Origin of the sequence: Methylocystis sp., from assembly GCF_051061285.1 — a bacterium.
Taxonomy (GTDB): Bacteria; Pseudomonadota; Alphaproteobacteria; order Rhizobiales; family Beijerinckiaceae; genus Methylocystis.
This window is the reverse complement of record NZ_JBPFEA010000015.1, coordinates 43,273-66,801: the sequence shown is the minus strand read 5'-3', so window position 1 is coordinate 66,801 and position 23,529 is coordinate 43,273. Positions and strand designations below refer to the sequence as shown.

Below are 23,529 nucleotides of genomic sequence, written 5' to 3'. Positions count from 1 at the left end.
GGACGACGGCGTTCTCGCATTCACCGACTTCGGCATCGAAACTCTCGTCGAGCTCATCGAAATCCACAAAGACTTGAAGTCCCGCCCCGGCGTCTGACGCAGCGCGAGATCATCCCCTGCGGCCCACGCCGGATGCTTACGGCCTTTTCGGCATCCGCGCCACGGATCCGTCGCCGCAGATCGCGCTGGATTTCGGGAACCATGCGCGATCCCAGTGGTTAGGCGCGGGGGCCTGCCGGATGAGACTCTCAATGTTCTTTCATAGCCTCTATGACCTCGAGCGCATCGGCGTTATCGGCGTCCTCGCTTATATTACGTTGATCGTCATGCTCAGATTCACGGGCAAGCGCACGCTTTCAAAGATGAATGCATTCGACCTGATCGTTACGGTGGCGCTTGGTTCAACCCTGTCGTCCGCGATCCTCAACAATCAGGTGTCGCTTGTGGAATGCGCGCTCGCCTTGGCGCTGCTGTGCGCGCTCCAATATGTCGTCACCTTCACTTCGGTGCGCTCGCAGATGTTCGCCAATTTGGTGAAATCGGAGCCGGCGCTGCTCTATTTTGAAGGGAGCTTTCTTCCAGAGGCGTTACGGCGCGAGCGCGTCACCGAAAAGGAAGCGCTTGCGGCGATGCGCAGCCAGGGCGTCGCCGATCTGGATCGCGTGAAAGCGGTCGTGCTCGAAACCGACGGCAGTCTCAGCGTCGTGCAGGACAAGGGCGGAGGGCACGCTACGCTGCGGGATGTGAGCGGAATCGCCCCGAGAGCGATTAGCGCTCCTTGTGAGCTGCAAGAGCCGTGTACACACGCGAATCTATGAATTCGGCTTCCTCGACAGCAGCCATAGCGCGGCGATGAAGAATCCCTTCGTAAGCGGGAGCAGGAGCAACACGAGCGCGATCGTTAGCGGCACAACGATCAGCATCTCGACAGCGTAGGAGTAACGTCCGCTGCTCTCTAATATGAAGAGAAGTGGCACGACTGTAATCGTCACGGCGCCGACGGTCAGCCATGCTGGGCCATCATCCGCATCGAGGCCCGCAAAACTTTCCCGGCAATGCGCGCAAGAATCGAGCGGCTTGAGGTAGCTCGCGAACAGCTTGCCCTTGCCGCAGTTTGGGCATTTTCGCGTCAGTCCGCGAAACAAGGACGTGCCCGGCGATGGATCGCTGTTCATTGACGCCAAACCGATTGAGAGCGATCGCCGCGCCACTGCGCGCTGATCGCACTGCGAGTCCATCTCAAGCGTGAATCTCGCTCCTGATTAAGGGGATAGTTTCTTGTGGCGTCGCAGGCAACCGCCCACTGGCGAGCGGCGGGCCAGGGACGTAAAGGCGATGCAAGACAAGGGACGCGGTCGGCGCTAGGCTCATTCCCGTATTTGTGCGGGGCCGGTCATTCTTGAACGACATTTCACGCACCGCTGAAAGTGAGCAACGCGGCCGCGACCTTTCATCGCGCGTCTTTCCGCTGCGTGTACGAGGATTGGCCGAGGCCCTGCGCGTGTCGCTGGAACAGGAGCGGGCGCTACGCCGTCCGTTTCTCTGGCTGGTCGTCGCTTCAGGCGGCGGCGTCGTGCTCTATTTCTCGGCCGAGCGTGAACCTTCGCTGGCGCTTTGCCTTTGCGCGCTTGCCGCCTTTGCAGTCTTGGCCGGGCTTACGCGCCGCCACGCGCGGGCCCATGCGCTTTTTTTGACGTTCGCTTTCGTCGCCTTAGGCTTTGCGTCGGGCGCCTGGCGGACGGCGCGCGTCGCGGCGCCGGTCATTCCACGCGTCGGCATCGGTGAGCTGACGGGCTTCGTCGAGGAGGTGGATCTGCGCCGGGCCGGGGCGCGCTTTATTCTGCGCGTCGCGAGCGCCGAAGGCTATCCGGACGACGTCGTTCCTTCCCGCGTGCGGCTGACGACGCGCGGCGAGCCGAATTTTTCGGCCGGCGACTTCATCGCCTTCAAGGCGCGGCTGATGCCGCCGGCGCGGGCGGCGCTCCCCGGCGGCTATGATTTCGCGCGGGACGCATTTTTTGCGCGCATCGGCGCGGTCGGCAACGCGCTTGGACGAATCGAGACCATGCCGCCGCCCGAACCGGCGCCATTCTCGCTGCGTTTTTTCGCGCACGTCGATCGCATGCGCAACGCCTTGGCGATGCGGGTCTATCGAATCATTGACGGCGATGCGGGCGCGATCGCCGCCGCCATGGTGACCGGCAAGCGCGACTTGCTGTCCGAGGACGCCAAGAATCTCATTCGCCGGGCGGGCATATTTCACATCATCACCATTTCCGGCGTTCAGATGACGCTCGTCGCGGGCATCTTCTTCGTCGGCTTTCGACGCCTGTTGGCGATGTCGCAAACTCTTGCGCTGAATTATCCGATCAAGAAATGGGCGGCGGCGCTCGCCATGCTCGGCGCCATTCTCTACGACATCGGCACGGGCTCGCGCGTCGGCACCGAGCGCGCGCTCGTGATGACGCTCATCATGCTCGCGGCGGTTCTCTTCGATCGTCCATCGCTGTCGATGCGCAATCTGGCGCTTGCCGCGCTCTTCATCATCGCCTTCGAGCCGGAGGCGTTGCTCGGCGCAAGTTTTCAGCTCTCTTTCGCGGCGGTGGCGGCCTTGATCGCGGTGTATGAATGGCGCGGCGAATATCTCGCGAAACGCCGCATCGACGATCGCGCGCCGCGAGGACGATGGGGAGCGCTTCGCGAAAGCGTCGTCGAGCGCCTGCTGCACGGACCCGGGGCGGCGATCTTCGCAACGCTTTGCGCGACCTCGGCGACCGCTTCATTCATGGCGTATGATTTTCACGAGCTGAGCCCCTATGTGCTGATCGGCAATCCGCTGACGCTGGCGATCATCGAATTCTTCGCCGTTCCCTGCGCGCTCGTCGGCGCCGCGCTTTACCCCTTGGGCCTTGACGGCTTCATCTGGCGCTATCTCAAGCTGGGCATCGATCTCGTGACGTATCTCGCCGGGCTGATCGCGAGCGCCCCCGGCGCGAGTCTGCCGGTTGCAGCCTTTGCGCCCTGGGCGATCCTTTTCCTTTCGCTTGCGGTCCTGTCGCTCGTGTTATGGCGCACTTGGGCGTGGCGCGCGCTCGCCATTCCTCTCGCCTTGATCGGACTGATGGGCGCGAGGAGCGGCGCGCCGTTTGATCTGGCCGTGCCGGCGACCGGTGAATCGGCGGCGCTGCGCCTGCCGTCCGGACAGCTCGCCGTCATGGGGCAAAAGCCGAGCGCTTTCGCCGCGGAACAATGGTTGCGGGCGGACGGAGACGCGCGCCCGTCCGCGGACGCCAGGAGCGGCGTCGCCTGCGACGACGCGGGTTGCGTGGCGAAGGCCGTCAACGGCCGCTTTGTCGCGCTCGTCGCCGAGCGCGGCGGCTTTTTCGAAGATTGCGCGCGCGCCGCCGTCATTGTGACGCGGCTCTACGCGCCGTTAGGCTGTGCGGCGGAGATCGTGATCGATCGCCGCAGACTGTCCGAAACAGGGGCTGTGGCTTTGAGGTTCAAGGCGGATGGCGTCGAATGGACGACCGCGCGCGCGATCGACGAGGATCGGCCCTGGTCGCCGGCGCCCCGCAATCGCCGCACGTCCGGATTTACCGCGTCGCTGAGCGATGAAGAGCGCAGCGTGGAAGATGCGCGCGCAATGGAGCCGCTCGAGTAGGGCGGAGCAATTCACGTGTCATTGCGAGGAGCATAGCGACGAAGCAATCCAGGGGACCGCCTTACGATTCTGGATTGCTTCGCTTCGCTTGCAATGACGGCATTGACCCGAACCTAATATTTCCGCAGGAGGCTCACGAGCCTGCCCTGAATGCGCACGCGATCGGGGCCGAAGATGCGCGTCTCATAGGCGGGGTTGGCGGCCTCTAACGCAATCGAGGCGCCGCGCTTGCGCAGGCGTTTCAGCGTCGCTTCCTCATCGTCGATCAGCGCCACGACGATGTCGCCGGTGTCGGCGCTGTCCTGCTTGCGGATCACGACCGTATCGCCGTCGAGGATTCCGGCTTCGATCATCGAATCGCCGCGCACTTCGAGCGCGAAGTGCTCGCCGCTGGTGAGGAGGTCGGGCGGCAGGCTGATGGTGTGGCTGCGGTTCTGGATGGCGGAGATCGGCGTGCCGGCGGCGATGCGTCCCATGACTGGAATGGCGACCTGACGTTCGCTTTCGTCCTCGAAACGTTCGCTGAGCGGCCGAACGCGCCCGAGATTTCCCTCGATGACGGACGGCGAGAACTTGCCGCTACGCCCGCCGGCGGCGCGCGGCGTGGACGATTCGGGTAGACGCAGAACTTCGAGCGCGCGGGCGCGATTGGGCAGGCGGCGGATGAAGCCGCGTTCCTCGAGCGCGAGAATCAGCCGATGAATCCCCGACTTCGACCGCAGGTCGAGCGCGTCCTTCATCTCGTCGAAGGACGGCGGCACGCCCGACTCCTTCAGACGTTCATGGATGAAACGCAATAGATCGTTTTGTTTTTTGGTCAGCATCGCCGCACCGCCCCGCAAGCCGAATCGTTGATTTTGGCTGAGCCGCAGCTTCTGGCTCGATAACCTAAACAAATCATGAACAGAACGATATCGGTTCTCGCTGCGTTCCGCAAGCCCTATGTTCACGCTTTGGTTAAACCAACATCGTGACGAACTATGTTCGCCTCGCGTGTCTCGTGCTAGACGGGCCGACCCAAAACCAAGGAATTCGCGGCGCTCATGTCTCAGGTCGTCACCCGCTTCGCTCCGTCGCCCACCGGCTTTCTGCACATCGGCGGGGCGCGCACGGCGCTGTTCAACTGGCTTTACGCCAAGAAGCACGGCGGCCGGATGCTGCTGCGTATCGAAGACACCGACCGCGAGCGCTCCACGCAAGCGGCGATCGAGGCCATCATCGATGGCCTGCAGTGGCTCGGCCTCGATTGGGACGGCGACATCGTCTACCAGTCCGCGCGCGCGGCGCGCCATGGCGAAGTCGCCGAAGAGCTGCTGGCGCAGGGACACGCCTATCGCTGCTACGCCACGGCGCAGGAGCTCGAGGAGATGCGCGAGAAGGCTAAGGCGGAAAAGCGTCCCTGGCGCTATGACGGCCGCTGGCGCGACCGCGACCCCGCGGAGGCGCCCGCCGGCGCGCCCTATGTCGTGCGCATCAAGGCGCCGCAGGACGGCGAGACGATCGTCGATGACGCCGTGCAGGGACGCGTCGTCTTCCAGAACAAGGATCTTGACGATTTTATTCTGCTGCGCTCGGACGGCGCGCCAACCTACATGCTCGCGGTCGTCGTCGACGATCACGACATGGGCGTCACGCAGATCATTCGCGGCGACGATCATCTCACCAATGCAGCGCGACAGACGCACATCTATCAGGCGATGGGGTGGACGGTCCCGGCCTTCGCGCATATTCCGCTGATTCACGGACCGGACGGCGCGAAGCTTTCGAAGCGCCATGGCGCGCTCGGCGTCGACGCCTACCGCGCAATGGGCTACCTGCCGGCGGCGCTGCGCAACTATCTCGTTCGATTGGGGTGGTCGCAGGGCGACAAGGAGTTCTTCACGACGCCGGAGATGGTCGAGTCGTTCGATCTCGCGCAGGTGCATCGCTCGCCGGCGCGTTTCGATTTCGCCAAGCTCGAAAATATGAACGGCCATTATCTGCGCGATAGCGATGATGACGCGCTGTTGGACTTGCTCGTCGCGACACTTCCCTATCTCGAAGGCGGCGGCGCGATCGCGCAGGCGCTCGACGACGGAACGCGCGCGCAATTGCGCGCCGCCTTGCCGGGACTGAAGGCGCGCGCGAAGACCTTGAACGAACTTCTCGACGGCGCGGGCTTTCTCTTTGCGCAGCGTCCGCTGTCGCTTGACGCAAAGGCGGCGCAGCTGCTTTCGGCGGAAGCGCGCGCGCGGCTCGCGGCGCTCGTTGAACAACTCGCAGCTCTGCCGAACTGGACGGCCGCAACTACGGAGGCGGTCGTGCGCGATCTCGCGACAGCGCTTGGCGTCAAACTCGGCGATCTCGCACAGCCCTTGCGCGCGGCGCTCACCGGCCGCGCGACGTCGCCCGGCATATTCGACGTGCTGGAAATTTTGGGGCGCGAGGAAAGTCTTGCGAGAATTTCCGATCAGGCCGCCGTGGGGTAACCCATCGCCTCGCTGCGGCGTTGGCGCCGTAAAAAATCGCTGACGCGATTTTCGGCGCCGCGCCGTTTTCCGCGCCACTGCGGGACATGTCATCTCTATCCGCGAAACGCGTGGCGCGCTTGACAGCCTTTGCGGTTGATATAGCTTTTTGCGCCGCACAACAAACCGAATGCAACGCATCGGCGTGCGCGTGAAAGCGACGATATCGCGAATGTGACGCAATTCATGCATAGCGTTCGCGCGCGTCGCGCCGCGATCCGGCTCGTTGCGAGCGCGGGGCGGTTGAGGGGGGAGCGGGTATGCCGGAGAAGAATGCTATCTTCACAGTCGGCGATAGATCGGTCGATTTGCCGATCAAGGATGGCACGCTGGGGCCGTCCGTTGCGGACATCCGCAATCTCTACGCCGAAACCGGCATGTTCACCTTCGATCCGGGATTCACCGCGACCGCGTCATGCGAATCGAAGATCACATTTATCGACGGCGAAGCCGGCGTTCTGCTCTATCGCGGCTATCCGATTGAACAGCTCGCCGAACATGGCGACTTTCTCGAAACCTGCTACCTGCTGCTCTATGGAGAATTGCCGTCCGCCGCCGAGAAGGCGAATTTCGATTATCGGATCACGCGCCACACAATGGTGCATGAGCAGATGGCGCGATTCTTCCAAGGGTTCCGCCGCGACGCGCATCCGATGGCGGTGATGGTCGCCTCCGTCGGGGCGCTCTCGGCCTTCTATCACGACTCGACCAACATCGCCGATCCCACCCAGCGCATGGTTGCCTCGACGCGCATGATCGCGAAGATCCCGACGCTCGCGGCGATGGCCTATAAATATTCGATCGGCCAGCCGTTCGTTTATCCCAAGAACGACCTCGACTACACGTCGAACTTTCTGCGCATGTGCTTCGCGGTTCCCTGCGAGGAATACAAGGTCAATCCGGTGCTGTCGCGCGCGCTCGACCGGATCTTCATCCTGCACGCCGATCACGAACAGAATGCGTCGACCTCGACGGTTCGACTGTCCGGCTCGTCTGGGGCGAATCCTTTCGCCTGCATCGCGGCAGGCATCGCCTCGCTGTGGGGGCCGGCGCATGGCGGCGCCAACGAAGCGGTGCTGAAAATGCTCGCCGAAATCGGCACGCCGGACCGCATTCCGCAGTTTATCGCGCGCGCCAAGGACAAGAATGATCCGTTCCGTCTCATGGGCTTCGGCCATCGCGTCTATAAGAACTACGATCCGCGCGCCAAGATCATGCAGCGCACGACGCGCGAAGTGTTGAACGAACTCGGCGTCAAGGACGATCTGCTCGACGTCGCGCTGGAACTCGAGCGCATCGCGCTGCACGATGATTATTTCATCGAGAAACAACTTTATCCCAACATCGACTTCTATTCCGGCATCACGCTCAAGGCGATGAACTTCCCGACGGCGATGTTCACCGTGTTGTTCGCGGTCGCGCGCACCGTCGGCTGGATCGCCCAGTGGAAGGAGATGATCGAGGATCAGGGTTCGCGCATCGGTCGTCCGCGCCAGCTCTATACGGGCGAGAAGCAGCGCGATTACGTGCCGATGTCGAAGCGGTGATGATGGGCGCCGTGCCGCGGTAGAAGCTCGTCTCCATTCCGATCTGGCGCGGAATCGTTCTGGCCAGTCTTCACCTCGGTTTGCAGCGCGACATGTTCTCACCAGTGTCTCTTGAAGGGACGCGACGTGATGCTATAGGTCGGCGGACCCGGAGCGCCCTTGTCGCAATTATCCGATCTGCTGTTCGAAACGCGTGTCGCCACCGAGAGCGTCGTCGACTTTCTCGCCGGCGGGCGCCTGCGGCTTGGCGTCACCGGCCTGTCGCGCGCCGGCAAGACCGTCTTCATCACCGCGCTGGTGCATCATTTGACGCGGGCGATAGCGGCGCGCCCGGAAAAGGGCGGTGAGAGCAAGACTCAGCTCCCGGTGTTTCGCGCGCTCGCCGAAGGTCGCATCACCTCGGCGCATCTCGATCCGCAGCCCGATTACAGCGTCCCGCGCTTCGCGTATGAGGAGCATCTCGCGGCGCTCACCGGGCTGGACCGGCACTGGCCGCAATCGACGCGGCGGATCTCCGAACTGCGGGTGACGCTGGAATATCGCTCGAAGGGCTGGTCGCTGCGCAAAGGCTTCGGCCAGGGCCCGACGCGACTCGACATCGACATCGTCGATTATCCCGGCGAATGGCTGCTCGATCTGCCGCTCCTTGGCAAATCCTACGCGCAATGGTCTCACGAGACGCTCGACGCCGCGAGCGCCTCCGCGCGGGCGATGATCGCGAGCGAGTGGCGGGGCCTGACCGCGCAGTCGGACGTCAAGGCGCGCTACGACGAAGAAACCGCGCAGAAGCTGGCGCAGACCTTCACCCAATATCTGCGTCTGGCGCGCTCCGAGCGTTTCGCGCTCTCGAGCCTGCCGCCGGGACGGTTTCTGATGCCGGGCGATCTCGAAGGATCGCCGGCGCTGACATTCGCGCCGCTTCCCGTGTCGGACGGCGAGGAGTTGCCCTATCGCAGCCTTGGGCGCGAAATGGAGCGACGATACGAGGCCTACAAGTCGCAGGTCGTGCGGCCGTTCTTTCGGGATCATTTCGCTCGGCTCGATCGGCAGATCGTGCTCGTCGACGCGCTTGCGGCGCTGAATTCCGGCCCTGAAGCGGTGCGCGACCTGGAGACGGCGCTGACCGGCGTGCTGACGGCTTTTCGCACCGGCCGCGCCAATCTGTTCTCCACGATCTTTCGCCCGAAGATCGACCGCATCCTCTTCGCGGCGACGAAGGCCGACCATCTGCATCACACGAGCCATGACCGGCTCGAAGCGATCCTGCGTCACCTGACCGCCCGCGCCATAGAGCGCGCTGAAGGGGTAGGCGCCTCGATCGACGTGATCGCGCTCGCCGCCGTGCGCGCCACCCGCGAAGCGATGGTGCGCCATGAGGGCGAAAAGCTTTCGGCGATTGTCGGCACGCCGGTCGCCGGGGAGCGCATTGGCCACGAGATTTTCGACGGCGTGGCGGAAGGCGCCATTTTCCCCGGCGAGCTGCCGGCGGATCCGCGCGACGTGTTTAAAGGCGAGGCGCTGGCCGTTTCCGATGAAGAGGCCGACTTCCGCTTTCTCAAATTCCGGCCGCCAGCCACGATGCTGGGCGCCGACCAGAAGCCGCTGCCGCTGCCGCATATCAGGCTCGATCGCGCGATGGAGTTTCTTTTCGGCGACCGATTGAGGTAACGCCGCTGTCGGCGGCGAAGTCGGCGCTACCTATCACAGGCAAAGCCATTCGACATCTGAATTGAGGGAGCTTCATATGGAAGGTCATGTCTATAAGGTCGTCGAGCTTGTGGGGTCTTCGCCGGACAGCGTCGAGGACGCGGTGAGCGCCGCGCTCAAGCGCGCCGGCGAAACCTTGCGCAACTTGCGTTGGTTCGAAGTCGTCCAGATTCGCGGCAATATCAATAAGGGCGCGGTCAGCGATTATCAGGTGGTGCTGAAGGTCGGCTTCACGCTCGATCGCGAAGACGAGAGCATGGGATAAAGCGGAAGCCGCTGAGGGCTTCCGCTTGACGTCGTTAGAGCAGGTTCCGAAAAAGTTGACAGACTTTTTCGAGAAAGAACCTGCTCCAGCATTTGGATTTTGAGCGATTCCTTATCGATCACATGAGTCCATGTGATCGGGAAGCGCTCTAGGACATGAGCCGACCGGCGGCTTCTGGGCTTGGCGTTTGCGCGGTGTTCGACCATAAGCGCGTGCTTGCATTGAGCATTTGCTGAGCGTCGGAGAACAGGCGGCGCGTGTCCTCCGTCGTCATCTCGATATGTTTGCTCGTCCAATCCTGTAGAACCGTCGTGGTCTCGGATATGGAGCGCGACGCCGTGAGCTTTGAGGCAAGCTCCGCCGTCAACGCCGCTTCCTGCTGCATGCGCTCCATTAAGACGCGGTTGGCGTCCTGCAGACAGTCCCAGATCTCGGTGCGCGCTTCGGTGAAATCCTCCAGCCGCCGCCGTCCGTCCGCGCCAACTTCGGCCGCCGCTTCGGCGGGTTGCGCGCTTTTGTTGCGCCGCTCTTCCTGCTGGGTCATGTCGCGTCTCTCCCTCGTCGCTTGAAACGCCAGCGCCCCCGGGGCCACTATATAAGGCCATCGTCGGGAATGTCTGTGACGATCGCTCTTGGCGCATTGCCCAAGCTTGACCGTTTCCGCCGACCTCCGGCGGCTCGACAAGCGGCGCCCTTTCAGCTAAGGAGCGAGCCTCAACTAGAACAGCGTTCCGAAACGCTCGTCGGCCCCAACGGCTAAGACGAAACGGCAGGAGTTTTCGTTATGAACATTATCGAGCAGCTCGAGGCGGAACATGCCGCCAAGCTTATCGAAGGCAAAAAAATCCCCGAGTTTCGGCCGGGAGATACGGTGATCGTCAACGTCAAGGTGAAGGAAGGCGAGCGCGCGCGCATTCAGGCCTATGAAGGCGTTGTGATCGCGCGCAACGGCGGCGGCCTTAACGAGAGCTTCACCGTCCGCAAGATTTCCTATGGCGAAGGCGTCGAGCGCGTCTTTCCGATCCATGGGCCGCTGATCGACTCGATCAAGCTCGTGCGCCGCGGCAAGGTGCGCCGCGCCAAGCTCTATTATCTGCGCGACCGCCGCGGCAAGTCCGCTCGCATCGCCGAGCGCATCGACACCAAGCCGAAGGCGGCCGCAGGTAAATAACGACAGTTTTCGCAGAATGCCGCCGTCCGCAGCCGCCCGGTTTCGGGCGGCTTTTTTTAGGTCTCCAGCGGCGCGTTGAGGATCCAGCGGTGGCCGAACGGGTCGCGCAAGGAGGCGTAGCGCGTCCCCCAGAAAGAATTGGTTGGGGCCGTCTCGACTTTGCCGCCGAGCTTGGTGGCGCGGGCGCAGATGTCGTCGACGTCCTGCGCCTTGTCGTATTCGAGGCTGATCGAAACGGTCACGTGTTCGCCGGGCATGGGCACGCGGGTCTGGCCAAATTCGGGAAAGATGTCGGCAAGCATCACCGAGCCGCCGTTGATCAGAAGTTCGCAGTGGGCGATGCGCAGCCCGTCGACCGACGGCATGAGGGCCCGCTGCTGCGCGCCGAAGGCGCCGGTGTAAAAAGCGATGGCTGCGGCGGCGGGGCTGACGGTCAGATAGGGCGCGACCCTCGGACGTGGCTGTTTCATCAAATTTCCTCCGCCGGGGCGCGCAGCGGATCGCCCCAGTCTTTTTTCCTGATCTTTTCGTAGCGCGCCTTGTCGCGCTTGGGAATGAATGTCTCTTCGAATGCTTTATCAGCGCAGAGCCTTAGGGAAATTCCGGCCTTGCTGACGCGGGGCGGGGCAATGACGCGCGCCCATGGCCGCGTCCCGCCGGTCCGCCCCGCGACGAGATAGGCGAACTTCTCGTCCTCGAAGGGCGCGTCGGCGCCTTTGACCAATTTGTGCGCGCGCCGCCGTGGCAGCCGGACCGAGAAATGGCACCAGTCGTTCGCCGGCAAAGGGCAGGGCGCCTGGTGCGGACAGGGCGCGAGAATATTCGCGCCGAGCGCGATCAGCCGGCTGCGGACGATCATCAGCCGGGCATGGTCGCGAGGCGTCCCCGGCTCGACGATGACAAGCGCGCCGCTTGTGCGCGACCAAAGCTGTTCGATGACGACGGGGAGGTCGGATTCGGCGATTTCAGTAAGCGCGTAGCCGACGACGACGAGGTCGAAAGGGGCGTCTTCGCCCGCCTGCGGCTTGGTGAAATCGGCCAAGATCGCCTCGACCGCTGCGGCGACGCCGCTTTCCTGCATCAGACCGGTCGCGAGGTTCAGGAAGAGCGCGCTGCGGTCAATAAGCGCGATCTCGGCGATGCTGGGCCACACTGTCGCGGCGGCGTAGGAGCCCGCGCCGAGACCGCAGCCAACGTCGAGCACCCGCTTTGGCGCAAATTCGGGGCGCTCCTCGTCGAGCCGTCCGAGCGCCCTGACGATGGCGGCGTAGGTCGCGGGCATCCGCGTCGCCGCATAGGCCAGGGCGTCCGCCTCGTCGCGGATCGTTTCGATTGTCGGTTTGCGTGACCGATAGCGCTCCGACAGTTGTCTGGCTCTGTCGCGCAGCATGCCTTGTGCGCGGCCCTCAAGCCGCGCCTCGATCGCCGCCGAAAGCGGCGCAGGAAGCTCTGGGGAGGGCAGGCTCATCGCTTATGGGCTCGGGGAGGGCTGCGCCTTGAACTCTCTTCCATGCAGCTTGCGTTACGGGTAGAAGAGCCTCAATTCAAGGGAGACGATGAGAGGCGGCCAATTGCAGTCGGCCTCATGCTGAAGAGGCCGGAGTGGTCTCGAAGCACGAGGGCGCCGCCCGTGATGTCCTTGTCCTTCGAGACGCGGCCTGCGGCCGCTCCTCAGGATGAGGAAATCACATCAGCGAGCCGGATCGCGAGAAGCCAGCAAGAGGAAGAGATAAATGTCCAAAGCCGCGCCCCGCACCGTTTACGACAAGATCTGGGACGACCATGTCGTCGAGCGCCAGGATGATGGCGCGTCCCTGCTCTATATCGATCGCCACCTCGTGCATGAAGTGACGAGTCCGCAGGCCTTTGAAGGTTTGCGCATGATGGGCAGGTCGGTGCGCGCCCCGCAAAGGACGCTCGCGGTCGTCGATCATAATGTGCCGACCACCGATCGCTCTTTGCCGATTGAAGATTCCGAGAGCAGGGCGCAGGTGGAACAGCTCGCGCTGAACGCGCGCGAGTTCGGCGTCGAATATTACGACGAGCACGACCGGCGCCAAGGCGTCGTGCATATCGTCGGCCCGGAGCAAGGCTTCACTCTGCCCGGCATGACGATCGTCTGCGGCGACAGTCATACTTCGACTCACGGCGCTTTTGGCGCGCTTGCGCATGGCATCGGCACGTCGGAAGTCGAGCATGTGCTCGCAACCCAGACGCTGATCCAGAAGAAGGCGGCCAATATGCTGGTGCAGGTCGACGGCAAGCTCGCCGACGGCGCCACCGCGAAAGACATCATCCTCGCGATCATCGGCAAGATCGGCACGGCCGGCGGCACCGGACATGTCATCGAATATGCAGGCGAGGCGATCCGCGACCTGTCGATGGAAGGCCGCATGACCGTCTGCAACATGTCGATCGAAGGCGGCGCCCGCGCTGGGCTCATTGCGCCGGATGAGAAGACTTTCGCCTATCTGAAGGATCGCCCAAAAGGTCCAAAGGGCGAAGCGTTCGACATGGCCCGCAAATATTGGGAGACGCTGTATACGGACGAGGGCGCGCATTTCGATAAGATCGTCAGGCTCGACGCGAGCAATCTGCCGCCGATTGTGACCTGGGGCACGTCGCCCGAAGACGTCGCGACCATCGATGGATTCGTGCCCACCCCCGACAGCGCGAAGACGCCGCAAAAGCGCGCCGCCATCGAACGCGCGCTCGACTACATGGGGCTGAGGGGCGGCGAACGCATCACCGACATCGAGATTGATCGCGTGTTCATCGGCTCCTGCACCAACGGCCGTATCGAAGATTTGCGTGCGGCGGCGAAGATGGTCGAGGGAAAGAGCGTCGCCGATCGCATCAACGCGCTGGTTGTGCCGGGATCGGGTCTCGTAAAGGCGCAGGCGGAAGCGGAGGGTCTCGACAAGATCTTTACCGCCGCCGGCTTCGAATGGCGGGAGCCGGGCTGCTCCATGTGTCTGGCGATGAATCCCGATCGTTTAGCGCCGGGCGAGCGCTGCGCGTCAACGTCCAATCGCAATTTTGAGGGGCGACAGGGCTTCAAGGGCCGCACGCATCTCGTTTCGCCGGCGATGGCGGCGGCGGCGGCGATCGCTGGACGCTTGGTTGACGTTCGCGGCTGGCGATAAGCTGGCGACTCTACCGCAAACGGGATCAGTCCTTGTCCAGACCTGTCCCTTCTTCGTCCCAATCGGGATTGCGGCGCCACTCGTCCTCGCTCCACGGACGCGGATCGCGCCAGGAGGGACCGCCGCGACCCCACCACTCGCCCGGGCGCTGCTGATCAGCGCGCTCGTCTGTCTGGTCCTGCTGGCGATCGTCCGCCTTCTGCGCGACGCGTTCGGAACTTAGCGGCAGGCGGCCCAGGGCTGGAGCGAAAGTTGCGGAGCTCACGAAGCCGACGCCGCCAAGCGCGAGCGCAGCGATCAAGAGCTTGTTCATGAGTATCTCCTCCAACAATGATACTTGCCTGAACATTGCATCCCAGCAGATTGTTCCTGCGCAGCCGCGCGGTTTCGCGCGCAAGGTGACTGACGATGACTCGACAGGAATGTAGTCGTCTAAGAGCGCCGACGCTTGCCGATATCGAAGCGCTCGCCGACGCGGCCTACGCCGCTCTGCCGCAACGCTTCACGCGACTGTGCGAAGGTCTCGTCATCCGCGTCGAGGATTTCCCTGACGATGAAACGCTCGACGACATGCAATGCGAAAGCGAATACGATCTTCTGGGCCTTTTTCGCGGGCGCGGCCTGACGCAGGGGGCGCATCTTTCCGAGACGGGCGAGCAGCCGAATATGATCTGGCTCTATCGACGGCCGATACTCGACTATTGGGCCGACAGCGAAGACACGCTCGAAGCGATCGTCACCCATGTGCTCGTGCATGAGATCGGCCATCATTTCGGATTGACCGACGACGATATGGAAGAGATCGAACGGCGCGCCGGATAGTTAGGGCGCGGGTTCGGCGAGCAGCGTTCCGATGATGGCGCCGAGCGCCATGTCGTCCTCTTGTCCAAAGCCGTGATGACGAATGCCGCCGTCGCGGCCGATCAGGATCGCTGTTGGCGTTCCGCGCATGTCATAGCGCGCCATGGTGAGGGGAATCGGCTCGTTCTCCGCGGGCTGATCGACGCCGATAGGAAATGTCAGCCGATATTCATGGATGAAGGCTTCGAGCGACACGGGCGTCATCGCCGCGTGATGTTCGAACACCGTGTGCAGGCCGATGACGGCGAGGTCGGAGTCGCGGAACAACGCATGCGCGCGCTGCGCTTGCGGCGTGCCATGCGCGACGCAACCGGGACACAGCATTTGAAAGGCATGCAGCATGACCACGCGCCCGCGGAGCGCCGCGAGCGTGATCGGCGCCGGCGTATTGAACCAGCGCGACACAGCGAGTTCCGGCGCTTGCACTGATGCCTCCTTTGCGCGCTCGTCTTAGGGCGCTTTTCGCGCAGTGATAAGACGATCACGTCCGACGATCGTCATCCAGGTCTTTTCCGATTTCGCTTTGGCGGCGCCGTCCGCGCTTCAGCTCGCAATGCCGTCGATATTCCGCTTGCGCATTGCCGCGATTGCAGAGGCGCATAGATATTTGCTTTCAAGACGCCCGCCATGGGGTTCTCGATAGAAAGATCAGAGCGTTCCCCGATGAGTCCCACAAGCGTCCTTAGGGTCGCGCTGAGCAGCGTCGCGTTGTCGTTCTCGTGCTGCGTCCTTCCCGCAATCAGCCAAGAAAGGATCAGCCAAGAGAGGATTGTCAACGTTTTGGGCTGGGGGGACTACGTCGATCCCCGTGTGCTCGCGGATTTCACCCGGTGGACTGGCATCCAGGTGACATACGAAAGCTATAGCTCTGACGAGAGCTTAGAAACAACGCTTCAGCCCGGGAACCGCGCTTTTGACGTCGTGATCGTATCGAGCGGCGTGTTGCGAAAGCAGATCGCCAGGGGGCTCTATCAGAAGCTCGACAAGAGCAAGCTTCAAAACGCCGTCAATCTTTGGCCAGAGATTATGGAGCGCCTTGCCACCTATGACCCCGGGAACGAACACGCCGTCAATTATGCGTGGTTCGCGATGGGGGTCGCCTACGACGTCGGAAAGGCCAGGGAGCTCATGGGCAAGGCGCCGCCGTCGGCGGATTTCTCGTTCGACTCATGGGGCCTGCTTTTCAAGCAGAAAAATTTGAAGAAATTGTCGAGCTGCGGCGTGGGAATACTGGACAGTCCTGAGGATTTGTCTGCAGCCGCGCTGCAATATCTGTGGTCCAACTGGCGACTTTCGCCGGGTTTGGATCGACGCACGGACGTCGTGCGCGCCGCCGAGCTTTTGACTGCCCTGCGGCGCGACGGCAAACGCCTTGACTCTCGCGACTATGTCAACGCGCTGGTCAACGGCGACGTCTGCGTCGCGGTCGGCTATTCCCTGGATAGCCTGCGCGCCCGCCACACAGCCGGCATGGTGGAGGAATTCGTCGAGATCGACTTTTTCATCCCCCGGGAGGGCGCTCCTATTCGACTCGACAATCTCGTGATACCGACGGACGCTCCACATGTCGAAGAAGCATACAAATTCATCGACTTCCTGCTGCAGCCTGAAATCGCGGCCCGCAATACGAATTTCATTGGCGTCGCCAACGGCGTCCTCGCCTCGAAATCCCTGGTTGATGGGAGCATCTCAAGAAACAAGTCGATATACCCGGACGCCGCCATGATGAAGCGTCTGGTCGCGCCTCAATTTGACGACGGCGCGCCCGCGACCGGACAGACGATCAGTCGCGAAGGAACGCCGATCGGAAGGGGAGTCACGATGTGGGGATTAGGCCGGCGTGTCTCCAAGCCGGCCAAGTCAGCTACCTTCTAAAGGCCAGCCACGCCGTCATCGCCTACCGGCCTCAGTCGGCTGGTTTTTCAGCACTCTCCGCGGGTTTTGGCGCCGATGTCGAGAGACACATCGTTGGACGAAGCTTTTCGATCGTCACGATGGCCTTCTGCGAGGCCTGCATTTTCTCGTTGAGATCGAAAATCTGTTGTCTTGTGGCGGCGACATCCTTCAAGTCAGCCTCAAGTGTGTCGTTCATCGACTTCAATATGTCCGCCGAGTGGGGCATATCGCCCAGATTCACCTGTTTCAAATTTTGCTCGATTTTCATGGCGCAGCTGATGCGCCGGTCATATTCGGTTCTCAAGTCCTTAAATCGAGCGGCGAAAGTGCCCGCCTTTGTCAAATCCGTCGAAAGCGCGTCGGGCCTGATGCGACAGATCGCATCGACGCTGCCGACCGCGGGATATTTAGCCTCGATGATGTGTCCGTACTCGCTGTTGAGCTTTTTGGCTTCATCCAAGAGCGTATTAAGGCTGCAAACGAATTGCTCGCGTCCGCGATAGCAGCTGTCCAATCTGATCGCGCCCTTGGCGCCTGGCAACGTTAAGCTTGCCGTTCCATTCGAGTCCTTTTCGCAGGAGGCCAGCGCGGCCGCCAGAGCCCCGCTGTTGCTTGCTGAGTTCACGTCTTCTGGGGCTTCTTCATTAGCTCCATCCTCGGACGGCGAACGGCGTACGCCATGATGGCGATATTCGCGCCGAGCGATCTGTTGCGGCTCATAGGCCGGTTCCAAAGCCCAAGCGGCGCTTGGCCCGCGTTCGGCGGACGGAGGGCCGATCAGCACAAGAAGAGCGGTTCCCGCCACGAGCTGCGCCGCCTCAAGAGTTTTTCTGTTCAGAATGGCCATCATCGGGCCCTCTCGCATTTTCAACGCCCGACGAACTCAGGCCATACTGCAAACATCGTCTTGCTCCAGCAAATGGCAACACATCGCGCTTGCGCGAACCAATTGATATTGCCGTCAAAGGACGTGTCCCACATCCAAAGATTTTTGCCGCCGTGTCCGGGGAGAAGCGCAGGGCGCGTTGAAATCAGCCCGCGAGGCGGCTCCATCGCTGGGACGGGCGCGACGCCACGATGCCGGGCAGGCGCTCGCCTTCGAAAAATTGAAGTTTGGGAAGCGGCTCTGCTGTCCGCCGGGCGCCAGGCCTGCGCATCAGGACCAAGCCCTACGGATGCGCAGGGCAGAGCCTAGGGCGGGGACGCCATTCGCGTCACGCCGCGCCTAACCGGCGAGGCGGATTTCCTGCGTCGAACTGGCGGAGCTGAGAACCCCGCCGCCCGATTTCACAAGTGATGGTGATGATGATGGTGAAGATTATGATGATGGTGGTGATGATGATGGACGACGCCAGCCGATCTCGCCATCGCGGGAGCCGGTGAAGGGGTGACAGGCATAGCCGTAGTCTTTCCCGTCACGTTGTTGAGCACGTTCGTAACTGCCAGTCCCGCCTCGGCCCCCACGCGATTCACTCCAGAGGCAAGCTCTGAAATAGGATTTTGGGCTCTCGCTGCTTGAGCAGTGAGAGCAAAGCCGACCATCAGGCCAAACACCAACCCAGCGTTCTTAAAGCACGCCATGCGAACCTCCCTGTTTCTCTCTGCAAAAGGGTCCTCATCAATAGTTGGCGGCCGCGGCCGAGCCAATGCCTTTGCGCCGGCGACGACCGAGTTTTTTTGCGAGCCGCTGGCCGAGCGCATTTCACCGCGCCGGTTGGCTTACCTCGGCGGAGCTTAGCGAAGGATATTCGCGCCTAACCCACAATTTTCAGGGGCGAAACGAAGGCTGGCTGAGGTCTGCGGAAGGTCTTCTGGCTCCCCGAGTAGGACTCGAACCTACGACCTAGCGATTAACAGTCGCGTGCTCTACCAGCTGAGCTATCGGGGAATGCGGTCCCGCGTATACAAGGCGGGCGACGGTTTGCCAAGCCCGCCTCGGCGACTCCGTCGTGCATAAATGTCGGCGTCGTTCGGGCGGATTGGGTCGCCGCGACGGATGGGCTCAAACCGGGCTGAGCGCGTCCGCCGGCGCAAAGGCCGCGAGCGCCGCGGCGACGTCGTCGGGGGAGGGCAGTCCCGCCTCATTGCCGAGATGCTGGATTTTATGCGCCGACGCCGCGCGGGCGAATTCGAAGTGTTCCCGCCAGGGCGCGTCCGGCCGCTCGAGATAGGAGGCGCAATAGGCGCCGTGAAAGACGTCGCCGGCGCCGGACGTATCGACGATGAGCTCGTGCGGCACGGCGAGCGAGGCCATCTGCGAAATCTCGCCCTCCTCATCGTACCACAACATGCCCTTTTCGCCGGTCGTCACCCCGCCGATCCGGCAGCCCTTGGATTTCAGCCAGCCAAGCATGTCGAGCTCCGACAAGGACATTTGCTCGCAGAGCTTTTCAGCCACCACCGCGACGTCGACGTAACCGGTCAGCTCCTCGATGCAGGGCCGCAGCGCGCCGCCGTCAAGCGAGACGAGAGCGCCGCGCGCCCGAGCCCCCTTCGCGTAATGGAGCGCGGCGTCGGCCATATGCCCGTCGAGATGCAGAAGTCGCGTTTCCGAAATGTCGAGGCGCGGAACGCCCTGCAGATACGTGTCGTCGCGCGCGCGCAGGATCGCCCGCTTGCCGTCATTGGGCCAGACGAACGACAGCGACGAGCGCGCCACCCGTCGCGGATGGACATCGATCCCATAGGTATGGGCCATGTCCATGAACATGTGGCCGAGCCAGTCGGGCGCGAGCGTGGTCAAGAGATCGACGGGATGGCCGAGCTTGGCGCAGGCGAAGCCGGCGGTGACGGCGTTGCCGCCGAAACTCACCGCATAGTCGCGCGCTAACGCCTTCTGGTCGCCCAAAGGCATGCGCGGGGCGCGCATGGTGACGTCGATATAGGCATGGCCGATAAAGAGAGCGTCCAAGGCTGAAACTCCCAAGATGGCGCAGAGCGCTCGCCGCACGACTCCGCAGCAGCGTGGCGCACGCCCGCAACCGAGGCTGTGGCGTCAGACTGAAAAGCTGGTGCCGCAGCCGCAGGAGGAGACGGCGTTGGGATTAACGACACGGAAGGACTGTCCCATCAGATCGTCGACAAAGTCGATTCTGGCGCCGACGAGAAAGCCTATGGACGCGGGGTCGATCGCGACCCGGGCGCCAGCGTGCTCAAGAAGAGCATCCTCCGCGCCCGGGGCGGGCTCCACGGCGAAATGATATTGGAAGCCGGAGCAGCCGCCGCCCTCGACTGAAACGCGAAACACCGCGCCGGGCGACTCATTGGCGAGGATCGCGTGAATGCGCCGCGCCGCCTGATCGGTGAGCGCGATATCGCTTGCCGCCGTCGTCATCCGTTTCTCCGTCACTTGCCTGCGCGGGCCGTCGCGAGTTACTGCGGGCGGACGCCCGATCGAAAGAAACTCGCCCGAAATTTTAATTTCGGCATATCCCCTCTACGGCGGCCCGGCCGCTTGCGGGATATGCTGCCTGTTGCAAGATAGGTCCAAACCTGAGGCGTTTCAATGAAAGGCGCGCATATGGCGGTTCGTGGCCCTCTCGCGGCCTACGCCAGCGACGCCGCGCGCTCGCGCGGCCGACTTTACGCGGAGGCGCCATCGCCGACGCGCAGCGAATTCCAGCGCGATCGCGACCGAATCATCCACTGCACCGCCTTTCGCCGCCTCGCGCATAAGACGCAGGTCTTCGTGCCGCTCGACGGCGATCATTTTCGCACCCGCCTCACCCATACGATCGAGGTCGGGCAGATCGCCCGCGCGCTCGCCCGCGCGCTGCGCGTCGACGAGGATCTCGCGGAAGCCGTGGCGCTCGCCCATGACCTCGGCCATACGCCCTTCGGCCACGCCGGCGAGGGCGCGCTCGAGGCCTGCATGGCGCCCTTTGGCGGGTTCGATCACAACGCTCAGGCGCTGCGCGTCGTGACGCTGCTCGAGCGCCGTTACGCGCGCTACGATGGTCTCGATCTGACCTGGGAGACGCTCGAAGGCATCGTCAAGCACAATGGGCCGCTCTTGAAGCGCGATGCAGATCCCGATCCATCTTTCCCTCATCCTGAAGAGCGAGCGAAGCTCGCGTCTCGAAGGACGAGGGAAAGAAGCCATTCAGAATCGGAGGGCTCCTCGTCCTTCGAGACGCGCCTTTCAGGCGCTCCTCAGGATGAGGAGCCCGCGGCTGACGTGGCGCATCGTCATCGGCTTTCCGGCTACATCGCGGCGTTCGACGCCATCTTTCCGCTCGATCTCTCGACATTCGCCGGCATCGAGGCGCAGGCTGCGGCGCAGGCCGACGATATCGCCTATATCGGCCATGATATCGACGACGGCCTGCGCGCCGAACTGTTTTCGCTCGACGACATCGCGCGCACGCCATTCATTGCGGGGGTGCTCGCGCATGTTCGCGGCGAATATCCCGGCCTCGAACGGCCGCGCGTCATCCATGAGCTGGTGCGCCGCGTCATCACCGCCTTCGTCGAAGATTCGATCGGCGAATCGCTGCGGCGTTTGGCGCGCGCGTCGCCGGCGAGCGCCGATGAAGCGCGGCGGGCGGGCGAAGCCCTTGTCCGTCTCTCGCCGCCGATGGCCGAAGCCGAGCGCGACATCAAGGCTTTCCTCTTCGCCAACATGTATCGGCACGAGAAGGTCATGGGCGTCTGGGAGCGGGCGCGCGACGCGATTTCTCGGCTCTTTCCTGCCTTTTTTGAGAGCCCTGAGCTGATGCCGGCGGAATGGGCGGCGCAGGCGGTGGCCCTGGAGGACGCCGATCGGGCTGTGGTGGTCGCCGATTATATCGCCGGCATGACGGATCGATATGCGCTGAATGAAGTGAAGCGGGTGTTTGGGGGGTGAGGTCGACCATAAGAGCCTCCGCTCGTCGAGCCCTGCGGACGGGGTGATTTCCCCGGCCCAAGCTGTTAAACGGGCGGCCGACCTTGTACGCCCGGACCTCCATGAACATTTTCGACGACTTTCACGCTCGCATCGCCGCCATTCTCGATCGCATCGCCGCCGACGGCCGCCTGCCGAAGCTCGATCACGCGCGCTTCGTCGTCGAACCGCCGAAGGACGCGACGCTCGGCGATCTCGCGTCGAACGCCGCCATGGTCTTCGCCAAGGAGGCGAAGCCGCATTTCGCCTCTCCGCGCGAATTGGCGATCGAAATCGGCTACGCGCTTGCGCAATCGCCGGACGTCGCCGCGACCGAGGTCGCCGGGCCGGGTTTCATCAATATCCGGCTGAAGCCCGAGATGTTCACGCAGGTTCTGCGCGCCGTGTTGCGCGATCCGCAGAATTTCGGCCGCGTCGCCAAGAGCCGGTCAAGCGCTCTGCAGGGCAAGGTGAATGTCGAATATGTCTCGGCCAATCCGACGGGGCCGATGCATGTCGGCCACGGCCGGGGCGCCGTCTTCGGCGACGCGCTGGCAAATCTCTTGGCCTTTTCGGGCTGCGAGGTGACGCGCGAATATTACATCAATGACGCCGGCGCCCAGGTCGACGTGCTGGCGCGCTCCGTTTTTCTTCGCTACCGCGAGGCCCTGGGCGAGGCGATCACGATCCCCGAGGGGCTCTATCCGGGCGACTATTTGAAACCCGTCGGCGAGGCGCTCGCCAAAGCGCATGGCGCGGCGCTCGCCGGCGAGGCGGAGAGCCAGTGGCTGCCAAGCGTTCGCGCCGCCGCCATCGACGCCATGATGGAGATGATCCGCGGCGATCTCGCCGCCTTGAACATCACCCATGAGACGTTCTTTTCCGAACGGGCCTTGCACGCGGAACAAGACGGCGTTTCGGCGATCGACGCCGCGATCGACTGGCTGCGGGCCAAAGGCCTCGTCTATGAGGGCCGCTTACCCCCGCCAAAAGGGCAATTGCCCGACGACTGGGAGGATCGCGAGCAGACGCTGTTCAGATCGACGCTGTTTGGCGACGACGTCGACCGCGCCTTGAAGAAATCCGACGGCTCGCCGACCTATTTCGCGGCGGATATCGCCTATCATAAGGACAAGATCGATCGCGGATTCGACACGCTTGTCGACGTCTGGGGCGCCGATCACGGCGGCTATGTCAAGCGCATGACGGCGGCGGTCGCCGCGCTCTCGGACAAGCGGGTGACGCTCGACGTCAAGCTTTGCCAGCTCGTGAAGCTGATGCGCGCCGGCGAACCGGTCAAAATGTCGAAGCGGGCCGGGGACTTCGTCACTTTGCGAGAGGTCGTCGAGGAGGTCGGCGTCGACGCCGTGCGATTCATGATGCTCTACCGCAAGAATGACGCGCCGCTCGACTTCGACCTTGCCAAGGTCATCGAGCAATCGAAGGACAACCCGGTCTTTTACGTCCAATACGCCCATGCGCGGGGAAAGTCGGCGCTGCGCCAGGCGCTCGCCGCTTTTCCCGACATTGACCTCTCGGCCGTAAGCTTGGCCGAGGCGAATCTGGCGCTTTTGGCGGACGAGGGCGAACTTGCTTTGGCCAAGATGATCGCTCAGTATCCGCGGGTGATCGAGGCGGCGGCGGCCGCGCATGAGCCGCACCGGGTGGCCTTTTATCTGCATGAACTGTCGAGCGTGTTCCATTCGCATTGGAATCGCGGCAAAGATCAGCCGCACTTACGCTTTGTTAAGTCTGAAGAGAGAGAGTTAACCATCGCTCGGGTTGCGTTGGTTAGCTCTTTAACGATCGTCCTGGGGTCAGGCTTGAGGCTGCTCGGCGTGAGCGCCCCCGACGAGATGCGCTAATCGACGCCTTGAGCGGCCACGGCCAGGCGTAGGACG

General features: G+C 63.0%; 23 protein-coding genes and 1 tRNA gene. 12 read left to right on the top strand and 12 right to left on the bottom strand.

Annotated elements, in window-relative coordinates:
* The first annotated feature begins 251 nt into the window (after positions 1–251).
* Positions 252–818 carry a DUF421 domain-containing protein gene (locus tag ACR65T_RS05445; RefSeq protein WP_434495531.1) on the top strand — a complete coding sequence of 189 codons (567 nt, stop codon included), beginning with the start codon at positions 252–254 and terminating at the stop codon, positions 816–818.
* On the opposite strand, the gene ACR65T_RS05440 is transcribed toward ACR65T_RS05445, so the two are convergent.
* Entirely contained in the window at positions 813–1,175 is a 363-nt protein-coding gene (locus ACR65T_RS05440) for a DUF983 domain-containing protein (RefSeq protein WP_434495530.1), read from the bottom strand. The two genes, ACR65T_RS05445 and ACR65T_RS05440, sit on opposite strands and share 6 nt — an antisense overlap.
* Positions 1,176–1,399: 224 nt before the next feature.
* Here ACR65T_RS05440 and ACR65T_RS05435 point away from each other — a divergent pair, with 224 nt between their 5' ends.
* Entirely contained in the window at positions 1,400–3,664 is a 2,265-nt protein-coding gene (locus ACR65T_RS05435) for a ComEC/Rec2 family competence protein (protein ID WP_434495529.1), read from the top strand.
* Between the two features lie 113 nt (positions 3,665–3,777).
* On the opposite strand, the gene lexA is transcribed toward ACR65T_RS05435, so the two are convergent.
* Entirely contained in the window at positions 3,778–4,488 is a 711-nt protein-coding gene (gene lexA, locus ACR65T_RS05430; protein WP_434495528.1) for a transcriptional repressor LexA, read from the bottom strand.
* Positions 4,489–4,707: 219 nt separating this feature from the next.
* Here lexA and gltX point away from each other — a divergent pair, with 219 nt between their 5' ends.
* The 4 genes from gltX to ACR65T_RS05410 all read left to right on the top strand — a co-directional run bounded on the left by gltX (position 4,708) and on the right by ACR65T_RS05410 (position 9,690).
* A complete protein-coding gene (gene gltX / locus ACR65T_RS05425; RefSeq protein ID WP_434495527.1) occupies positions 4,708–6,132 on the top strand; it encodes a glutamate--tRNA ligase in 1,425 nt (474 codons plus the stop codon).
* A 299-nt stretch (positions 6,133–6,431) separates the two neighbouring features.
* A complete protein-coding gene (locus ACR65T_RS05420; protein WP_434495526.1) occupies positions 6,432–7,718 on the top strand; it encodes a citrate synthase in 1,287 nt (428 codons plus the stop codon).
* Between the two features lie 159 nt (positions 7,719–7,877).
* Complete coding sequence (locus ACR65T_RS05415) at positions 7,878–9,386, top strand: YcjX family protein (protein WP_434495525.1); 1,509 nt, start codon at positions 7,878–7,880, stop codon at positions 9,384–9,386.
* 76 nt (positions 9,387–9,462) lie between these two features.
* Positions 9,463–9,690, top strand: a complete 228-nt coding sequence (locus tag ACR65T_RS05410; RefSeq protein ID WP_434495524.1) for a dodecin — start codon at positions 9,463–9,465, stop codon at positions 9,688–9,690.
* A gap of 148 nt (positions 9,691–9,838) precedes the next feature.
* Here the strand turns inward: ACR65T_RS05410 and ACR65T_RS05405 are convergent, their stop codons facing one another.
* Positions 9,839–10,234 carry a hypothetical protein gene (locus ACR65T_RS05405; protein WP_434495523.1) on the bottom strand — a complete coding sequence of 132 codons (396 nt, stop codon included), beginning with the start codon at positions 10,232–10,234 and terminating at the stop codon, positions 9,839–9,841.
* 240 nt (positions 10,235–10,474) lie between these two features.
* On the opposite strand from ACR65T_RS05405, the gene rplS reads away from it, so the two are divergent.
* The gene (gene rplS / locus ACR65T_RS05400) at positions 10,475–10,861 is read left to right on the top strand and encodes a 50S ribosomal protein L19 (RefSeq protein ID WP_305648692.1); all 387 of its coding nucleotides are present in this window, start codon (positions 10,475–10,477) and stop codon (positions 10,859–10,861) included.
* A 56-nt stretch (positions 10,862–10,917) separates the two neighbouring features.
* Here the strand turns inward: rplS and ACR65T_RS05395 are convergent, their stop codons facing one another.
* Both ACR65T_RS05395 and ACR65T_RS05390 read right to left on the bottom strand, forming a co-directional pair.
* On the bottom strand, positions 10,918–11,331 hold the full coding sequence (locus tag ACR65T_RS05395; protein WP_434494556.1) for a VOC family protein: 414 nt from the start codon (positions 11,329–11,331) through the stop codon (positions 10,918–10,920).
* Entirely contained in the window at positions 11,331–12,329 is a 999-nt protein-coding gene (locus ACR65T_RS05390; RefSeq protein WP_434495522.1) for a small ribosomal subunit Rsm22 family protein, read from the bottom strand. Before ACR65T_RS05390 ends, ACR65T_RS05395 begins: the two co-directional genes overlap by 1 nt.
* Positions 12,330–12,594: 265 nt before the next feature.
* On the opposite strand from ACR65T_RS05390, the gene leuC reads away from it, so the two are divergent.
* Positions 12,595–14,007 carry a 3-isopropylmalate dehydratase large subunit gene (gene leuC, locus ACR65T_RS05385; protein WP_434495521.1) on the top strand — a complete coding sequence of 471 codons (1,413 nt, stop codon included), beginning with the start codon at positions 12,595–12,597 and terminating at the stop codon, positions 14,005–14,007.
* A gap of 25 nt (positions 14,008–14,032) precedes the next feature.
* On the opposite strand, the gene ACR65T_RS05380 is transcribed toward leuC, so the two are convergent.
* Entirely contained in the window at positions 14,033–14,320 is a 288-nt protein-coding gene (locus ACR65T_RS05380; RefSeq protein ID WP_434495520.1) for a hypothetical protein, read from the bottom strand.
* Positions 14,321–14,415: 95 nt separating this feature from the next.
* Here ACR65T_RS05380 and ACR65T_RS05375 point away from each other — a divergent pair, with 95 nt between their 5' ends.
* Positions 14,416–14,829 (top strand): metallopeptidase family protein, encoded by a 414-nt coding sequence (locus ACR65T_RS05375; RefSeq protein WP_434495519.1) that lies wholly within the window; start codon positions 14,416–14,418, stop codon positions 14,827–14,829.
* On the opposite strand, the gene ACR65T_RS05370 is transcribed toward ACR65T_RS05375, so the two are convergent.
* Positions 14,830–15,294, bottom strand: coding sequence for a peroxiredoxin family protein (locus ACR65T_RS05370; RefSeq protein ID WP_434495518.1), 465 nt, complete (start codon positions 15,292–15,294; stop codon positions 14,830–14,832).
* A gap of 282 nt (positions 15,295–15,576) precedes the next feature.
* On the opposite strand from ACR65T_RS05370, the gene ACR65T_RS05365 reads away from it, so the two are divergent.
* A complete protein-coding gene (locus tag ACR65T_RS05365) occupies positions 15,577–16,743 on the top strand; it encodes an extracellular solute-binding protein (RefSeq protein ID WP_434495533.1) in 1,167 nt (388 codons plus the stop codon).
* Between the two features lie 31 nt (positions 16,744–16,774).
* On the opposite strand, the gene ACR65T_RS05360 is transcribed toward ACR65T_RS05365, so the two are convergent.
* From ACR65T_RS05360 to ACR65T_RS05340, 5 genes are all read right to left on the bottom strand, one after another.
* On the bottom strand, positions 16,775–17,614 hold the full coding sequence (locus ACR65T_RS05360) for a hypothetical protein (RefSeq protein ID WP_434495517.1): 840 nt from the start codon (positions 17,612–17,614) through the stop codon (positions 16,775–16,777).
* A gap of 437 nt (positions 17,615–18,051) precedes the next feature.
* Positions 18,052–18,465: a hypothetical protein gene (locus tag ACR65T_RS05355; protein ID WP_434495516.1), complete on the bottom strand. Its 414-nt coding sequence runs from the start codon at positions 18,463–18,465 to the stop codon at positions 18,052–18,054.
* A 111-nt stretch (positions 18,466–18,576) separates the two neighbouring features.
* Positions 18,577–18,652 (bottom strand) — tRNA-Asn (locus ACR65T_RS05350).
* Between the two features lie 114 nt (positions 18,653–18,766).
* Positions 18,767–19,675 carry a sugar kinase gene (locus ACR65T_RS05345; protein ID WP_434495515.1) on the bottom strand — a complete coding sequence of 303 codons (909 nt, stop codon included), beginning with the start codon at positions 19,673–19,675 and terminating at the stop codon, positions 18,767–18,769.
* An 84-nt stretch (positions 19,676–19,759) separates the two neighbouring features.
* Positions 19,760–20,098 (bottom strand): HesB/IscA family protein, encoded by a 339-nt coding sequence (locus tag ACR65T_RS05340; protein WP_434495514.1) that lies wholly within the window; start codon positions 20,096–20,098, stop codon positions 19,760–19,762.
* A gap of 186 nt (positions 20,099–20,284) precedes the next feature.
* Between ACR65T_RS05340 and dgt the strand changes: the two genes are divergently transcribed.
* Positions 20,285–21,610: a dGTP triphosphohydrolase gene (gene dgt / locus ACR65T_RS05335; protein ID WP_434495532.1), complete on the top strand. Its 1,326-nt coding sequence runs from the start codon at positions 20,285–20,287 to the stop codon at positions 21,608–21,610.
* A gap of 101 nt (positions 21,611–21,711) precedes the next feature.
* Positions 21,712–23,493: an arginine--tRNA ligase gene (gene argS / locus ACR65T_RS05330; RefSeq protein ID WP_434495513.1), complete on the top strand. Its 1,782-nt coding sequence runs from the start codon at positions 21,712–21,714 to the stop codon at positions 23,491–23,493.
* Positions 23,494–23,529: the final 36 nt, after the last annotated feature.

What these genes read in the sequence shown, in the direction of transcription:
- ACR65T_RS05355 (WP_434495516.1), bottom strand. Translation starts at nt 18,465, where the DNA reads ATGCGCTCGGCCAGCGGCTCGCAAAAAAACTCGGTCGTCGCCGGCGCA.
- gltX (WP_434495527.1), top strand. Translation starts at nt 4,708, where the DNA reads ATGTCTCAGGTCGTCACCCGCTTCGCTCCGTCGCCCACCGGCTTTCTG.
- rplS (WP_305648692.1), top strand. Translation starts at nt 10,475, where the DNA reads ATGAACATTATCGAGCAGCTCGAGGCGGAACATGCCGCCAAGCTTATC.
- ACR65T_RS05405 (WP_434495523.1), bottom strand. Translation starts at nt 10,234, where the DNA reads ATGACCCAGCAGGAAGAGCGGCGCAACAAAAGCGCGCAACCCGCCGAA.
- lexA (WP_434495528.1), bottom strand. Translation starts at nt 4,488, where the DNA reads ATGCTGACCAAAAAACAAAACGATCTATTGCGTTTCATCCATGAACGT.
- ACR65T_RS05410 (WP_434495524.1), top strand. Translation starts at nt 9,463, where the DNA reads ATGGAAGGTCATGTCTATAAGGTCGTCGAGCTTGTGGGGTCTTCGCCG.
- argS (WP_434495513.1), top strand. Translation starts at nt 21,712, where the DNA reads ATGAACATTTTCGACGACTTTCACGCTCGCATCGCCGCCATTCTCGAT.
- ACR65T_RS05440 (WP_434495530.1), bottom strand. Translation starts at nt 1,175, where the DNA reads ATGAACAGCGATCCATCGCCGGGCACGTCCTTGTTTCGCGGACTGACG.
- ACR65T_RS05380 (WP_434495520.1), bottom strand. Translation starts at nt 14,320, where the DNA reads ATGAACAAGCTCTTGATCGCTGCGCTCGCGCTTGGCGGCGTCGGCTTC.
- ACR65T_RS05445 (WP_434495531.1), top strand. Translation starts at nt 252, where the DNA reads ATGTTCTTTCATAGCCTCTATGACCTCGAGCGCATCGGCGTTATCGGC.
- ACR65T_RS05395 (WP_434494556.1), bottom strand. Translation starts at nt 11,331, where the DNA reads ATGAAACAGCCACGTCCGAGGGTCGCGCCCTATCTGACCGTCAGCCCC.
- ACR65T_RS05375 (WP_434495519.1), top strand. Translation starts at nt 14,416, where the DNA reads ATGACTCGACAGGAATGTAGTCGTCTAAGAGCGCCGACGCTTGCCGAT.
- leuC (WP_434495521.1), top strand. Translation starts at nt 12,595, where the DNA reads ATGTCCAAAGCCGCGCCCCGCACCGTTTACGACAAGATCTGGGACGAC.
- ACR65T_RS05420 (WP_434495526.1), top strand. Translation starts at nt 6,432, where the DNA reads ATGCCGGAGAAGAATGCTATCTTCACAGTCGGCGATAGATCGGTCGAT.
- ACR65T_RS05390 (WP_434495522.1), bottom strand. Translation starts at nt 12,329, where the DNA reads ATGAGCCTGCCCTCCCCAGAGCTTCCTGCGCCGCTTTCGGCGGCGATC.
- ACR65T_RS05340 (WP_434495514.1), bottom strand. Translation starts at nt 20,098, where the DNA reads ATGACGACGGCGGCAAGCGATATCGCGCTCACCGATCAGGCGGCGCGG.
- ACR65T_RS05360 (WP_434495517.1), bottom strand. Translation starts at nt 17,614, where the DNA reads ATGATGGCCATTCTGAACAGAAAAACTCTTGAGGCGGCGCAGCTCGTG.
- dgt (WP_434495532.1), top strand. Translation starts at nt 20,285, where the DNA reads ATGGCGGTTCGTGGCCCTCTCGCGGCCTACGCCAGCGACGCCGCGCGC.